The organism is Dyadobacter diqingensis (assembly GCF_024220585.1).
Classification (GTDB): domain Bacteria; phylum Bacteroidota; class Bacteroidia; order Cytophagales; family Spirosomataceae; genus Dyadobacter; species Dyadobacter diqingensis.
This window is the reverse complement of sequence record NZ_JAMXKF010000009.1, coordinates 162,097-174,901: the sequence shown is the minus strand read 5'-3', so window position 1 is coordinate 174,901 and position 12,805 is coordinate 162,097. Positions and strand designations below refer to the sequence as shown.

Annotated in this window: 14 protein-coding genes; 6 read left to right on the top strand and 8 right to left on the bottom strand. The window is 43.1% G+C overall.

What is annotated here, in order from left to right; genetic code table 11:
* Nucleotides 1-66: 66 nt before the first annotated feature.
* Nucleotides 67-1,296 carry a multidrug effflux MFS transporter gene (locus tag M1L62_RS22325; RefSeq protein ID WP_254561845.1) on the top strand — a complete coding sequence of 410 codons (1,230 nt, stop codon included), beginning with the start codon at nt 67-69 and terminating at the stop codon, nt 1,294-1,296.
* 11 nt (nt 1,297-1,307) lie between these two features.
* Here M1L62_RS22325 and M1L62_RS22320 read toward each other — a convergent pair whose 3' ends face one another.
* Entirely contained in the window at nt 1,308-2,480 is a 1,173-nt protein-coding gene (locus M1L62_RS22320; protein ID WP_254561844.1) for an exo-beta-N-acetylmuramidase NamZ family protein, read from the bottom strand.
* Nucleotides 2,481-2,564: 84 nt separating this feature from the next.
* Here M1L62_RS22320 and M1L62_RS22315 point away from each other — a divergent pair, with 84 nt between their 5' ends.
* Nucleotides 2,565-2,876 carry an EthD family reductase gene (locus tag M1L62_RS22315; RefSeq protein WP_254561843.1) on the top strand — a complete coding sequence of 104 codons (312 nt, stop codon included), beginning with the start codon at nt 2,565-2,567 and terminating at the stop codon, nt 2,874-2,876.
* Between the two features lie 90 nt (nt 2,877-2,966).
* Here M1L62_RS22315 and M1L62_RS22310 read toward each other — a convergent pair whose 3' ends face one another.
* The 4 genes from M1L62_RS22310 to M1L62_RS22295 form a co-directional block, all read right to left on the bottom strand.
* Nucleotides 2,967-3,914 (bottom strand): bifunctional metallophosphatase/5'-nucleotidase, encoded by a 948-nt coding sequence (locus M1L62_RS22310; RefSeq protein ID WP_254561842.1) that lies wholly within the window; start codon nt 3,912-3,914, stop codon nt 2,967-2,969.
* Nucleotides 3,886-4,650: a 5'-nucleotidase C-terminal domain-containing protein gene (locus M1L62_RS22305; RefSeq protein ID WP_254561841.1), complete on the bottom strand. Its 765-nt coding sequence runs from the start codon at nt 4,648-4,650 to the stop codon at nt 3,886-3,888. Before M1L62_RS22305 ends, M1L62_RS22310 begins: the two co-directional genes overlap by 29 nt.
* A 129-nt stretch (nt 4,651-4,779) precedes the next feature.
* Nucleotides 4,780-5,295 carry a hypothetical protein gene (locus tag M1L62_RS22300; RefSeq protein ID WP_254561840.1) on the bottom strand — a complete coding sequence of 172 codons (516 nt, stop codon included), beginning with the start codon at nt 5,293-5,295 and terminating at the stop codon, nt 4,780-4,782.
* A 109-nt stretch (nt 5,296-5,404) separates the two neighbouring features.
* Nucleotides 5,405-6,082 (bottom strand): LuxR C-terminal-related transcriptional regulator, encoded by a 678-nt coding sequence (locus tag M1L62_RS22295; protein ID WP_254561839.1) that lies wholly within the window; start codon nt 6,080-6,082, stop codon nt 5,405-5,407.
* 407 nt (nt 6,083-6,489) lie between these two features.
* Between M1L62_RS22295 and M1L62_RS22290 the strand changes: the two genes are divergently transcribed.
* Entirely contained in the window at nt 6,490-7,278 is a 789-nt protein-coding gene (locus M1L62_RS22290; protein ID WP_254561838.1) for a murein L,D-transpeptidase catalytic domain family protein, read from the top strand.
* Here M1L62_RS22290 and M1L62_RS22285 read toward each other — a convergent pair.
* Nucleotides 7,236-8,411, bottom strand: coding sequence for a L,D-transpeptidase family protein (locus M1L62_RS22285; RefSeq protein ID WP_254561837.1), 1,176 nt, complete (start codon nt 8,409-8,411; stop codon nt 7,236-7,238). The two genes, M1L62_RS22290 and M1L62_RS22285, sit on opposite strands and share 43 nt — an antisense overlap.
* A 310-nt stretch (nt 8,412-8,721) precedes the next feature.
* Here M1L62_RS22285 and M1L62_RS22280 point away from each other — a divergent pair, with 310 nt between their 5' ends.
* Nucleotides 8,722-9,657 carry an EamA family transporter gene (locus tag M1L62_RS22280; protein ID WP_254561836.1) on the top strand — a complete coding sequence of 312 codons (936 nt, stop codon included), beginning with the start codon at nt 8,722-8,724 and terminating at the stop codon, nt 9,655-9,657.
* A gap of 125 nt (nt 9,658-9,782) precedes the next feature.
* Nucleotides 9,783-10,253 (top strand): GNAT family N-acetyltransferase, encoded by a 471-nt coding sequence (locus tag M1L62_RS22275; RefSeq protein WP_254561835.1) that lies wholly within the window; start codon nt 9,783-9,785, stop codon nt 10,251-10,253.
* Nucleotides 10,254-10,386: 133 nt separating this feature from the next.
* Here M1L62_RS22275 and M1L62_RS22270 read toward each other — a convergent pair whose 3' ends face one another.
* Both M1L62_RS22270 and M1L62_RS22265 read right to left on the bottom strand, forming a co-directional pair.
* Nucleotides 10,387-11,139: an SDR family NAD(P)-dependent oxidoreductase gene (locus M1L62_RS22270; protein WP_254561834.1), complete on the bottom strand. Its 753-nt coding sequence runs from the start codon at nt 11,137-11,139 to the stop codon at nt 10,387-10,389.
* A gap of 76 nt (nt 11,140-11,215) precedes the next feature.
* Nucleotides 11,216-11,956 (bottom strand): SDR family oxidoreductase, encoded by a 741-nt coding sequence (locus tag M1L62_RS22265; protein WP_254561833.1) that lies wholly within the window; start codon nt 11,954-11,956, stop codon nt 11,216-11,218.
* Nucleotides 11,957-12,259: 303 nt separating this feature from the next.
* Here M1L62_RS22265 and M1L62_RS22260 point away from each other — a divergent pair, with 303 nt between their 5' ends.
* The gene (locus M1L62_RS22260; protein WP_254561832.1) at nt 12,260-12,607 is read left to right on the top strand and encodes a hypothetical protein; all 348 of its coding nucleotides are present in this window, start codon (nt 12,260-12,262) and stop codon (nt 12,605-12,607) included.
* Nucleotides 12,608-12,805: the final 198 nt, after the last annotated feature.

The window sequence follows — 12,805 nt, the reverse complement described above, 5'->3', positions numbered from 1 at the left end:
AAATTCCGGTTAACTAGATTTTTTTTCTGCAATAGACTTTAAACAAAAAATAATACATTTTAAAAAATGAATAATAGAACATATTTCTTCCTGATTTTGATATTAGGAAGCCTTACTGCACTGGGTCCTTTTTCTATTGATATGTACCTCCCCGGATTCCCGGCCATTGCAAAAGACCTGCATACAACCGCTTCCAAAGTATCTCTTTCATTGTCAGGTTTCTTTATTGGTATTTCCGCAGGGCAATTGCTGTACGGGCCGTTGCTGGACAGATTTGGAAGAAAAAAGCCACTTTTTATTGGGTTAACCGTCTACATCCTTGCCTCGGTGGGCTGTGCACTTTCAACCAGCATCGACATGCTGATTGTCATGCGTTTTATTCAGGCCATTGGGAGTTGTGCAGCGGCGGTGGCTTCTGTGGCCATGGTTCGGGATCTTTTTCCGGTTAAAGACAGTGCAAAAGTATTCTCTCTGCTGATGCTTGTGGTCGGTGCTTCACCCATGATCGCACCCACGCTGGGCGGTTATGTCACGGCGGCATTCGGCTGGCAAGTTGTTTTTCTGATCCTTACAGGTATGGGTGTGGCCATTCTGGCGGCGACGGTGTTGTGGCTCCCGGATAGTTTCAAACCCGACACATCTCTTTCTCTGAAACCACGGCCAATCATCCTCAACTTCTTATCTGTAATCCGTGAGCCTCAGTTTTATACTTATTCGTTTACCGGCGCCATCGCATTTTCAGGGTTGTTTGCCTATGTTTCCGGTTCGCCACTGGTTTTTATGGAAGTATTTCACACGGATGAAAAAGTTTATGGCTGGATTTTCGCATTGTTATCGGTTGGATTTATTGGCGCAAGTCAGTTTAACACGCTGCTCCTGAGAAAATATAAAAGTGAGCAAATTATCAACACAGCTTTGATCTGCCAGTTGATTGTCAGTTTTACACTGGTTTTTGCTTCCTTTAACGGATTGCTGACACTCGCACCCACGATCGTTCTGTTATTCCTCTTCCTTTGCTGCATCGGCCTTACAAACCCGAATGCGGCCGCACTTTCCCTGGCGCCCTTTTCCAAAAATGCCGGAAGCGCTTCCGCTCTGATGGGTGCCATTCAAATGGGTATGGGTGCGTTAATTTCGGTGGCGATCAGTTTATTTGAAGAACCATCCACTTTGCCTATGACGGCCGCCATGGCAGGTTCCTCGTTACTTGCACTTTGCGTATTGTTGATCGGACGAAAAACCATTGCACAAACGATAGAAGTTGAAGCGGGCGCTGACGGTGGCATGATTCATTAACCTGTTATTTTTCAATATAAAAGATACGGCTTTATCCTGTCGTGCCATTCTTCCACGGAAAGGAGCGGCGGGATAATTTCGTTAAATACCTCCCAGGATTTTTCAAATAATAATGTCGCTTTCGGAATACCGGTTAATAAATCCAGATGGTTTTCGCCCGTCGGATTTACGTGTGTCGGATATGGAGCCCACTGAAAATGATCAGGATGCATATCTTTCACCATTTTTATGAACAGCAATGCTGCCAAAACGGGTCTGAAAATTTCCCGGTCTGTTACATGAAACATTACGCCATGACAAAGTTCATCTCTGTATTTTCCTCCTGCTGGTGTAAACGTTATACTCCGTAAAACTAATCCTGGCAACGCTAACTGGTTGAAACATTCAACCAACAACTTTGTTTTCATCCACGGTGCGCCTGCAATTTTGAAAGGCGCAGCAGTGCCCCGGCCTTCGCTCAGATTGGTGGCTTCCAATAAACCCAAACCGGGATAAAGTAAAGCAGCCTCCAGACTTGTCATGGCCGGTGAAGCAGGGATAAATGATTGCTGCCAGTCTTGTTGAAAAGATAAACGATGCCATCCTTCACTCCGGATAACTTCAAGCTGTAAGTGAGGAAACCTTTCCGACTTCCAATAAGTGGCCAGTTCTCCCAAAGTACAGGAATGGCGCAACGGCATATTCCACCTTCCAATGAAAGAACTACACGACGTTTCATCGAGCATCGGTCCCTCCGCCAGTCTCAGGTTTCCCGAAATAGGATTCGGCCTGTCAAGAATAATAAGCGGCTTGCGATGTTGACTACACGACTCCATCACATAAGTCAACGTCCACAGATAAGTATAAAACCGGCTGCCGATATCAGGTAAATCCAGCAAAATCGCGTCCAGATCTCCAATATCATCCAAAGCAGGCCCTAACTTATCACCATACAAGCTGATGACTGGCAAACCGGTGAATTCGTCGATACCATTACTCATCAGTTTCCCATCTTCACCAATCGTATCCAGGCCGTGTTCCGGCGAGAATAATCTGAAAATTTTAAATCCAGCCGCCAGCAAAGCCGCTCTTGAAGGTTGGTAAAATGAAGTCGTTGCAGCATGATTGGTTACAAAACCAAACCGAATACCACTATACGCAGAAACTTTTTCAAGGAAAATATCAACGCCGAACCGAACAGACATGGCATTCGTTTTTTAAAATTTGAAAACAGCTTTTATTGATTACCTTCAAAGTAAATACTTATCACACTTTAAACAACCTGCCCTATGTTCAAAGTAACTGTTATTTATCCGCGTACCGCCGAAGACGACTTTAACGTCGCCTATTACCTTGAAGTGCATACACCCCTGCTGAAAGAATTACTGGGTCCCTTCGGATTGGTTAAAGTAGATGTGGAAATAGGGATTTCCGGACCGGCTCCCGGATCGGAGCCACCTTATGCGGTTATTTGCGGGATCTTTTTCCCTGACCTTCAATCGTTGCAGGATGGGCTGGCTGCCGAAGGCGCAACGCTGATCGGAGACATTTCAAACTTCACATCGGTTATACCTGAGATGCAGATCAGTCGGGTCGAATAGTTTTTTCGATTTGTACAAAGCAGAAAAAGGGACTTCACTGTTATCAGCAAGTCCCTTTTATATTTTTCAGCCTACCTGAATGGCAGCGTATTACACCAACCCGTACTCATGTACAGGACAAACAGCAGCCGTCATCAGGCGTTTCCCTGTTCCTTTTTGGAAGAAATAATCCAGTCTCCCCAGGTTAATGCCGGCAAAACCAACCTGATTGACCGTTGTAATTTTCCCGTCAAGATTTTTTATGTCTTCCGGCGCCTTCATGAAGGTATGCGTATGCCCACCGATAATCAGATCAATATTCCGCGTTGATTTCGCCAGAATCTGGTCGGATACCTTTTCCTCCTTGTATTTATATCCCAGATGTGAAAGGCAAATAACCAGGTCACAATGGTGATCATTTTTAAGAATTGCTGCCGTTTCATTGGCTTTTGCTATCGGATCCTGATAAACAATATCCCCGTAATTTTTTTTATCCACCAAACCGGCGAGCTCAATCCCAATCCCAAATACACCAATTTTCAAGCCCTGCTTTTTAAAGATCTTATAGGGCTGTGTTCTGCCTTTAAGTTCCGTGTTATTGAAATCATAGTTACTGACAAGAAACGGAAATTTCGCGTGCGGCATTTGTTTTACAAAACCGGCAATACCATTATCAAAATCATGATTTCCCAGGGTTGCGGCGTCGTAACCCATATCGCTCATCAGCTTCATTTCCAGCTCACCGCCAAACATATTGAAGTATGGTGTTCCCTGAAATATATCCCCTGCGTCCAGCAAAAGCACATTTTTTTGTTCGGCCCGGATTTTTTTCACAAGCGCTGCCCTTCTGGCCACACCACCCAGGCCCTGATTTCTGGAACCATCCATAGGAAAAGGTTCGATGCGGCTATGAACGTCATTGGTATGTAAAATGGTAAGCTGTACCGTTTCGTCCTTAGCAAAAGCAGCAAACGGGCTTAATGCAAAGAAAGCAGCAGCCGCACTGCCGCTTTTCAGGAAGTCCCGGCGATTAGTCGTTGACAACAATAATTCTTCCATCTAATTTCGTATTTATGGTTTTTCCTGCGCGGGTCAGATCGCTGATGTAGTCAATCACGGCATCACGCACTTTTTTATCAATCACTTTACTTTCAACCGGATTGCTCAGACAATCCAGATTATCGCCCCCATTGGCCAGATAATCGTAGGTCAGCAATTTATAATGCTGGTTGATATCAAAAGGTTTGCCGCCAATAACCACGTCATAAGCCTTTTTATTTTTTATTTTCATGGTGATACCCGCCGTTGGCTGCCCTTCTGAACGGGCGATGAAATCAATGACCTTTTGCGTATTTGCACCGGTAAGCGTCAGCACGACCAGTTCATTTTCAAACGGCATCAGCTCAAAAGCGTGAGAAACGGTAAGATCACCTTTGGGAAAAGTAGTCCTTAAACCACCTTTTGTTGCAAGCGTAAACTGAATACCGGGATCTTTTTTCAACCCCTCAGTCAAAATCGCGTCTGAAAAAAAGTCACCCATCAACGTTTCAGGCTCCGACGGTTTGGTAAGCGCTACATCACTGCGGCCAATAACACGGCTCATTTCGGCCTCAACCTGTTTTTTGTAAGGCAGGTAATATTTGATCAGAGACGAGTCGACATCGGTTTGCTGGTCTATCGAATACTCCTTATACTGGTTCCCCGAAACAGAGAAATGACGATTACAGGATAACAATAAGGCAGAACCTGCAAGAAGGCTATGCGTAACGTATCTGTAAATTTTTGAAGAAAACATAACTGAAACGATCGGATTGAATTACAAAAGTAACAGCAATTGTCCCAGGTTCGGTGAATGTCTCAAAATTTGACATAAAAATAAAATAACGGAGAGGTCCGGCACACTGCCGCGTACCGGACCTCTCCGTTATTTCGACTTACTTTTTATCATAATATATTCCAGCTTGCCTTTTTTGGCGAAAGCCGCTATCTGCGTGTATTTTTCATAATTGTCCCACCTTTTCAATTCGTCACTTTCAAATGCCGGTTCGATATCTCTTTTCAGGTCCAGCAAGCCAAGTATGACATGATTATTGAAAGGGAATTCAGAAAGGTTATTGATGGTAATCCGGTCGGCAATTTCATTGATGTAAATGATCTCAACTTTGCCTTCCCGGTAAGTGATTTTCGGGCATTTATCGCAGCCGGTATCTGCATCCTGCCAATAACTGACAAGACTTCCTTTTCCAAGTACTGCCTCAACCTCCTGCTCACTTTTGAAAGCGACCTTGCTGAGATCCAACGCTACAACCGGGGCCAGTGCAGTATCTTCCGGGTCTTTTAAGAGGAATAATTTAACGAAAAGAGCCAGCGCAATAATAGCCAGGCCAATAAATCTCCATTTGTACCACTTCTTTTTAGTAGGCGTAACTGCGTTTTCCATTTAGCATTGATTATAAGTTAGCTGAAAGTCTCAGTTGAAACAGCTAGCAATATCATGCCACGATAAAAGAAATGAAAAGAGTGTGTAAGTGCGGAACAGGTCAGCGGGGCTAAACAACCATTTCCCCGTAATAAACTTCAACTAATTCGAGAACATTTTTTACGCCAAGTTTCTCAAAAAGAATTGACTTATGCGTTGCTACGGTTGAAACTTTAATATCCAGGTGATTGGCGATAGAGGATACGGATTCACCTTTGATCAGATAGTCAACAATCTCTTTCTGACGCTTGGAGAGCTTGTCATTGAAAGAATTCTGGGGAATATCCCTGCTCTTCGCGGATGGGTTTTTTCTTCTGTGAACGTTGTTCAGAAAAGTTTCCTGCGCCATCGCTTCGAGTAATTCCATGCACAGATAGCGGTCCTGCTTAAGCACTTTCCCTATGGCCTGAATGATTTCATTACTTGGGGCGATCTGGGTAAGAAACCCGTTGGCTCCGGCAATTAAAAAACTCATTGCGTGGGGATAATGCAGATTTTTAGCAAAAATCAAGATCCTGGTTTCGCTGGTGAACCGTCGGATTTCATTGATGAATTCTTCAACGTCCTCTGCGATATTTCCAATGATGATCAGATCAAACTTTATCCCGTTTCTTAAATGCTTTACCACCCGGCCCGAGGTGGTTTCTTCGGATAAAACTTCACAATCAAAATTCCCGGATACCACCTGATTTAAACCAATTCTAACAATCGTGCTGCTGTCAACAATTAATATTTTCCACTTATTCATAATGATTTACGAACGGACAGCTAGTAAATATCCGTTTTAAAAAGTTGACAAAATTTAAATACCTTCATTAACTTTAACCATTAACAAAGTAGTTAATGAATATGTACGTTTGAAAATGCTAAATAGATTGCAACCCCCTGAAAATTTTTTTATCCGACTTTCAGCTCTTCCAAATTTACCTTTTTTTTGCCAATAAAAAATCGCCCTCAGACGCTTAATTAGCGGATTTTCAATTCTTTAAAAATAGCTACCGGAACCATTTTTAGTTCATGCCGTGTTAAAAAGACTCGTGGCTAGAAGTATAAAGATTGTACAAAAACAAGTTTTTCCTTTTTTCGACGTTTTATTAATCGTTTCCCACGGTCCTCCTTACTGAATCTTATTTTAAAAAACTTTAAGTATTCGAGATGACAAAAGCACAGGTAGTAGTATTGGTAATGGTTGTTGCGCTTAGCGTTTCCTTTGGTTTTCAAAAAATAAATCCACTTTTAGTTTCTCAGCAGCAGGTATCTAATGACACTTTAACGGTCGCTCACGACTCTGTATCCACACCGGAATGGGTCACTCTCTACGATTCTCTTAATCTGAAAGAGCGGGGACTATCGGAAGCTGCTTTCCAATATGCCTGGTATGGCTTTCATAAAATGAACCTGGGCAAACACATTATGGCGATTGCCGATTTCAGCCAGTCGTCCACCAGAAAACGGTTGTATGTAATCGATTTTATTCAAAAGAAATTATTGCTGAATACTTTCGTGGCACATGGTCGGAACTCGGGCGAGGAATTTGCCAAAAACTTTTCCAACGATAATTCCTCTTACCAATCCAGTCTTGGTTTTTACAAAACACTTGGTACCTATCAGGGGAAACACGGTCTGTCACTACGACTTGAAGGAGTTGAAAAAGGTATCAACGACCGCGCTTTCGAACGTGCTATCGTGATGCACGGAGCTGATTATGTAAGCGAAAAGTTTATCAAAAACACCGGCCGGTTGGGAAGAAGTCAGGGCTGCCCCGCTGTTTCTATCGCTGATCACAAAAAACTGATCGAGCTTTTATACAACGGAGCAGGACTTTTTATCTATTCGCAAAACCAGACTTACTTCAAAAAATCATCGTTATTGGCCGGTCTCAATCTGATCAAAGAGAAAGGTCAGGATCTTGGTGCATCTCTTTTGTACACATCTGCAAAATAAAGCAGATCACCTTTTTCGTTGCAGTCAGCACCGAGATACAGAAGAAATACAGGAATTCTTTTTTTCAATTTGTGCCACTTAGGTGGCAGTGAAACGGTATCCGGCTCAGCCAGAGAGTCGTTTTCCAACAATTTTTCACCGGCCATGAAGTTGGCAAGCTCCGTCGGATGCTGAACCCTAACACAACCGTGGCTTCTCCATCGCTGATTGCTCGCGAACAGATAGCGTGCATTGGTGTCATGCAGATAAATGGCAAGCGGATTTTTGATCTCCACTTTCAAGAGTCCCAAGGAATTATCCTCACCGGTTTCCTGACGAAAACGATACGGAAATTTATCAGCCGCCATCGACTCCCAGTCAATATCCTCAGGATTCAGGGCCTCTCCTTTTCCGTTAATTATTTCTATTTTATTTCTCGAAAGATATGAGGCGTCTTTCGAAGCCTTTGGAAAAATTTCCTTGATTGCAATACTTTTGGGAACATTCCAGTACGGGTTGGTCACAATACTCGTCGCATAAGTATCAATGGTGGGCGTGGGAGTTTCCCGCTTTCCGGCAACCGTCCGCATGGTGATGATATCCTTCCCACTGGCATCCATACCCGTGAGATACGCGCCACGAATGTTGACCATAACCACCCGCGGTGCTCCATTAGCCTGACGGCGAATCCAGCGGTATGCATTCAGCGATTCAGCCACGACAGCCGCACTATCTTTCTTATTTTCCTTGATTAACCTTGCGTAATGCTTTTTGAGGTTTTTGTAAACAGGATATTCCGGTTCCAGATTGTCCAGGACTTTATCCACATCCTCACCTTTCACAAGATCTTCGGCAGCTTTTCTCAGTATTGCCGTATCCGCTTTAATTTTTTTATTGACATAACGGATCGAAGGCTGATGTCCGTAACCGGTTTCCTCCAATAATGCAAAAACACGGGATGCTTCCCCTACCGTAAACTTGTCGGTTTCCACCCCGGCGTTTTCTGCATAAGACAGCAATTTGCTGTAATATTTTTCCTTGCCGAGTTCCTGGGCAAGTTCCTCTCTTGTCATCTTTTCAGCATCTTTCTTACACGATTGCAGAATAACGCACGAAAAAAGAATGGCAAAGGAAATGTATTTAAATCGGGACATACCTGATAGTTGTTGCATGCTGAAAATGTAAGATGGTATCGCTGATCAATATAAAATTCCCGTGCTACGTCACTCAAACGAAAACATAGAACTATAAATTATTATATATTAACAAGTTAAGCATTTATCAGCACATTCCCGTTTGCAAAAGCCTGGAGAAAGATGGGGAAATTCGTAAACACGATTTGACGGATTTAACGCAATTTTCCGCAAAAGCTGTGGCAGCAAAGCAGAAGAACAAGATTTACAGGAACTTATTTCCGGGCTAGTCCCTTTTATTTGCATTGCTACGCATCCTGAATTAACGGTAATGAATTTGTCAAAGTACTACATCTCAGCTCTTTCGTCTTTTGCAATCTGGGGATTTTTCAGTCTGGCTTTAAAAGCGCTTCACCATTATCCTTCTTTGGACATCCTGTTTTACAGAGTTTTTTTCTGTGCTGTTTTCATGCTGGTTATCGGGCTTGTTTTCAGGACAAAAGTTTTGAAAAAGAATATCAAAATCTTTAAATCACTGTCGTCCAGGCAAAAGAAACAAGCTATTCTTCAGACCTTAGCGGGCGGGCTTTTACTGACCGCCAACTGGTTCTTTTTTATATACGCCGTCAACCATATCAGCGTAAAAGCCGGCGCACTCGCCTATCTGGTATGCCCAATCCTGACGACTGTCCTGGCTTACTTTATCTTACAGGAAAAACTTAACCGCTGGCAATGGATCGCCGTTGCTTTGAGTGCATTCAGCTGTATGCTGTTATCCATCAATCACGTTGCCGACCTTTTGTATAGCCTGATCATCGCCTCATCGTACGCATTGTATCTGGTCATTCAAAGGAAAAACTTCGGTTTTGACAAGTTCATTCTGCTTACTTTACAGATTTTGTTTTCGTCCGCAATCCTGCTGCCATTTTACCCTGCATACAGTACTGCTGTGCCCGCTGAATATTCATTTTACATGATTATTACCGTTATAGCGGTCATATTTACGATCATGCCTTTGTTCATGAATCTGTACGCACTGCAAGGTGTCAATTCTTCTACAATGGGAATTTTGCTTTATATAAATCCGCTGATTGGCTTTATGATCGCCGTGTTTTATTTTAAGGAAGAAATCACTGCTTTGCAGCTGGTGGCTTACGGGGTTATTCTTGCTGCCATTATCTTGTTCAACAAACATCATTTCCTGAAAACAAGCAGCGGAGAAACGATGGTGGAAAGCGCAAAAAGAAGTCAAGTTTTGAAAACTTGACTTCTTTAAACTCCCCGATGCGGCAACAGCTGATGGTCTTATCCCTCTATCTCAAAATCCTGATTTTTAAGATCAACAAATGAAACAGCAAGAATTCAGGGATCTTCATTCATTCTGAAACAAAAATGATGCTGATAAGAGATTACACACCAAGAGACCGTGATCGTTGCCTTGAAATTTTCAGGACCAACATGCCTCTGTTTTTTGATGCAGAGGAGTTACCACAATTTGAAACCTGGCTGGATAAGGAAATAACCAGGGAAAAATCTGACGACAATATCATTCACTATTATGTAATAGAACTGTCTGGTGTAGTAATCGGCTGCGGCGGTTTTTATCTGGATCAACAAAAAAATCAGGCGGGAATGATTTGGGGAATGGTTTCTCAGGTGCATCATCGAAAAGGTTTTGGCAAAAAACTGCTGACATTCAGAATTGAGATGATAAGATCATTAAATCCCGGAGCCGAAATTTTGCTCGATACAAGCCAGCATTCTTACGCTTTTTTCGAGAAAATGGGTTTCAAAGTCACCGCCATCACCAAGGATTATTACGGAAAAGGACTGGATCGGTATGATATGAGGAATAATGGTTAATTGTTAGTGATTAATGGTTAATGATCGACAGACCGTAGTTTAAGGCCACAAATCAATCATCAACGCTCAATCGTCAACCCCTACATCTATAATCATCCTCAACGGTCATCCGATCATGGTCAATCGCCAACAATTAATTCGTAGCCCCTCCATTCACCAGCAAATGCTGACCGGAGACGAAGGATGAGAGCTCGCTGGCGAAGAATTCTGCGGCGTTGGCAACATCCTCCACTTCGGCTAACCGACCCATCGGGCAGCTGTCAAGCAATTGTTTTCTCAGTTCGGGATAACTGTCCGCTTCTGCAAAAATCCCGGAATGATCCACGGCAAAAGGAATGATCGAATTTACAGTGACACCTCTGCACCCGATTTCTTTTGATAAAATATCAACCAGATATCTCGGCGTGGTTTTGCTTCCGCCATATACTGCCATACCCGGAACCGGATAAGAGGTCGTGCTGGACGCAATGTAAATAATACGGCCATTGTCCGTAATATGTTTGGCGGCCTGCTGCATCGTGAAGTAGGTTCCTTTGGTATTGATGGAAAATACCCGGTCAAATTGTTCCTCGGTAAATTCTGTAACAGGCGTTTCAACCAGTTCAATACCTGCATTGGCAACCACAATATCGATTTTACCAAAAGCAGCTTTGGCTTCTGAAAACAGCCTTTCCAGGTCAGCCACCTTGCTTACGTCGGCCTGAATCGCGATCACTTTTACTCCCATGGCCTTGATGTTACTCACGACTTCATCTGCCGAAGCCTTATCTCTTGAATAATTGATGACAATATCAGCGCCCAATGCGGCATAACGTTCGGCGATTGCTTTGCCTAATCCTCTTGCTGATCCTGTAATGATTGCGACTTTGTTGTGTAATGAATTCATGATTGAAATAATTTTTTAAATACTGAAGGAATGATTGATGATCGTTTTTTTAGATAAAATTGGTATTTGAAAGCACTTATGCCATCCCGCCATTGGCGCCGATATTTTGTGCTGAAATCCATTTGGCTGCGTCACTGGCAAGGAATACCACGATTTGAGCAATATCTTCGGGCTCGCCGATACGGTTGAAGGCTGATAAGGAAGCCAGACGGTCGATAACCTCCTGCGGTTTTCCTTTTGTAAAAAGTTCGGTATTGGTTGGTCCGGGTGAAACGGAATTGACATTGATACCTCTGGCGCCCACTTCTTTTGAAAACACCCGGGTCAACTGTTCGACGGCTGCTTTGGTCGCTACATAAGTGCCATAAGTCGGAAGCATAATCCGGTTAACCGAAGTAGAAAAATTAATGATGCTTCCTTTGTCGGCCAAACGGGTCGCGGCCTCACGCATCGTATTGAACGTCCCTCTTACATTGATATCAAACTGACGGGTGAAGTCTTCGTCGGTAGTATCTTTAATCAGTTTGGTGATCATGATCCCGGCATTATTCACCAGCACATCAATTTTACCATAATGCGCAATCGCCGCGTCGAAAAGATTTTTCACTTCGTCGGATTTGCTTACATCAGCCTGTAAAGCGATCGCATCTCCGCCGTTCAGGATGATCTGGCTGACAACTGCCTCGGCTGGTTCTTTTCCGCCGGCATAGTTAACAATAACTTTTGCGCCTGCACCAGCCAGTTGTTGTGCGATCACCGCGCCGATTCCTCTTGATGAACCTGTTACTAAAATTACTTTTCCGTTTAATGTGCTCATGATTTCCTTTGTTTTTCTTTGTTTTAAATTGATATGACAAAGGTGGGGCATGGGGCATCCGAAAAAATATTGATTTCAAAGCACTACATATGAATTTCTAAGATTGGATGTAAAAGGGAAGAAATCTCACTTCTAAAACTGTCTGATTTTAATTTTTATTTGTAACTATCCAACACCCCTGTAAACACCTGTTTTTGTAATCAAGTGTTTTACGGCTGTTCCGGGACTATGTCATCTACTAATTTTGATTTGTCTAAGAAACTAATTCATAGGCGGACAAATCAACGTAAACAAAAAGAAATCATGGCTTATCCTCTTGCTCACATCACCAATTCTACTGGCTATGCCGCTTCCGGCACCGTACATTATGCCAGCGCTTTTTGCAGTAATGACAACTATTCCGTTGCCGCTCATGGCCAATGGACTGCCAGTGGTCGTGGCGTTTGCCTGATTACAGAAGTATCCGCAACCTTGTATGTTAACGGCACACCGGTTAAGGCAACTCCTTATACTTCGTCAGGTACATCTTACAGCCAGTTTGCGATCATCCAAACAGGCCCTAACAGTTTTGCAGTTACCCGCGTAACCGTAGCTGTCGACAATGTTGACCTGGGCGAATTGGAACCAGAACCAGTGGAGAACCAGAAGTAAACCATCAGGAAATCCTCAATCACAAAGGAGCTGTACGCCGGGTACAGCTCCTTTGCGGTTTAAGAACGTACAAACATTTTGTTGATCTTATCCGAACCACATACTTCCTGATATTACCCGTGGATACAAATTCCTACCTTCCTTTTACGCTATTGGAATGTCTTAATTTATTTATACAATTTATTGTTAATGAATAAT

Bases quoted from the DNA above. Each gene is read 5' to 3' on its own strand.
- M1L62_RS22325 (WP_254561845.1), top strand. From the start codon at position 67: ATGAATAATAGAACATATTTCTTCCTGATTTTGATATTAGGAAGCCTT.
- M1L62_RS22320 (WP_254561844.1), bottom strand. From the start codon at position 2,480: ATGTCTGTTCGGTTCGGCGTTGATATTTTCCTTGAAAAAGTTTCTGCG.
- M1L62_RS22315 (WP_254561843.1), top strand. From the start codon at position 2,565: ATGTTCAAAGTAACTGTTATTTATCCGCGTACCGCCGAAGACGACTTT.
- M1L62_RS22310 (WP_254561842.1), bottom strand. From the start codon at position 3,914: ATGGAAGAATTATTGTTGTCAACGACTAATCGCCGGGACTTCCTGAAA.
- M1L62_RS22305 (WP_254561841.1), bottom strand. From the start codon at position 4,650: ATGTTTTCTTCAAAAATTTACAGATACGTTACGCATAGCCTTCTTGCA.
- M1L62_RS22300 (WP_254561840.1), bottom strand. From the start codon at position 5,295: ATGGAAAACGCAGTTACGCCTACTAAAAAGAAGTGGTACAAATGGAGA.
- M1L62_RS22295 (WP_254561839.1), bottom strand. From the start codon at position 6,082: ATGAATAAGTGGAAAATATTAATTGTTGACAGCAGCACGATTGTTAGA.
- M1L62_RS22290 (WP_254561838.1), top strand. From the start codon at position 6,490: ATGACAAAAGCACAGGTAGTAGTATTGGTAATGGTTGTTGCGCTTAGC.
- M1L62_RS22285 (WP_254561837.1), bottom strand. From the start codon at position 8,411: ATGTCCCGATTTAAATACATTTCCTTTGCCATTCTTTTTTCGTGCGTT.
- M1L62_RS22280 (WP_254561836.1), top strand. From the start codon at position 8,722: ATGAATTTGTCAAAGTACTACATCTCAGCTCTTTCGTCTTTTGCAATC.
- M1L62_RS22275 (WP_254561835.1), top strand. From the start codon at position 9,783: ATGATGCTGATAAGAGATTACACACCAAGAGACCGTGATCGTTGCCTT.
- M1L62_RS22270 (WP_254561834.1), bottom strand. From the start codon at position 11,139: ATGAATTCATTACACAACAAAGTCGCAATCATTACAGGATCAGCAAGA.
- M1L62_RS22265 (WP_254561833.1), bottom strand. From the start codon at position 11,956: ATGAGCACATTAAACGGAAAAGTAATTTTAGTAACAGGTTCATCAAGA.
- M1L62_RS22260 (WP_254561832.1), top strand. From the start codon at position 12,260: ATGGCTTATCCTCTTGCTCACATCACCAATTCTACTGGCTATGCCGCT.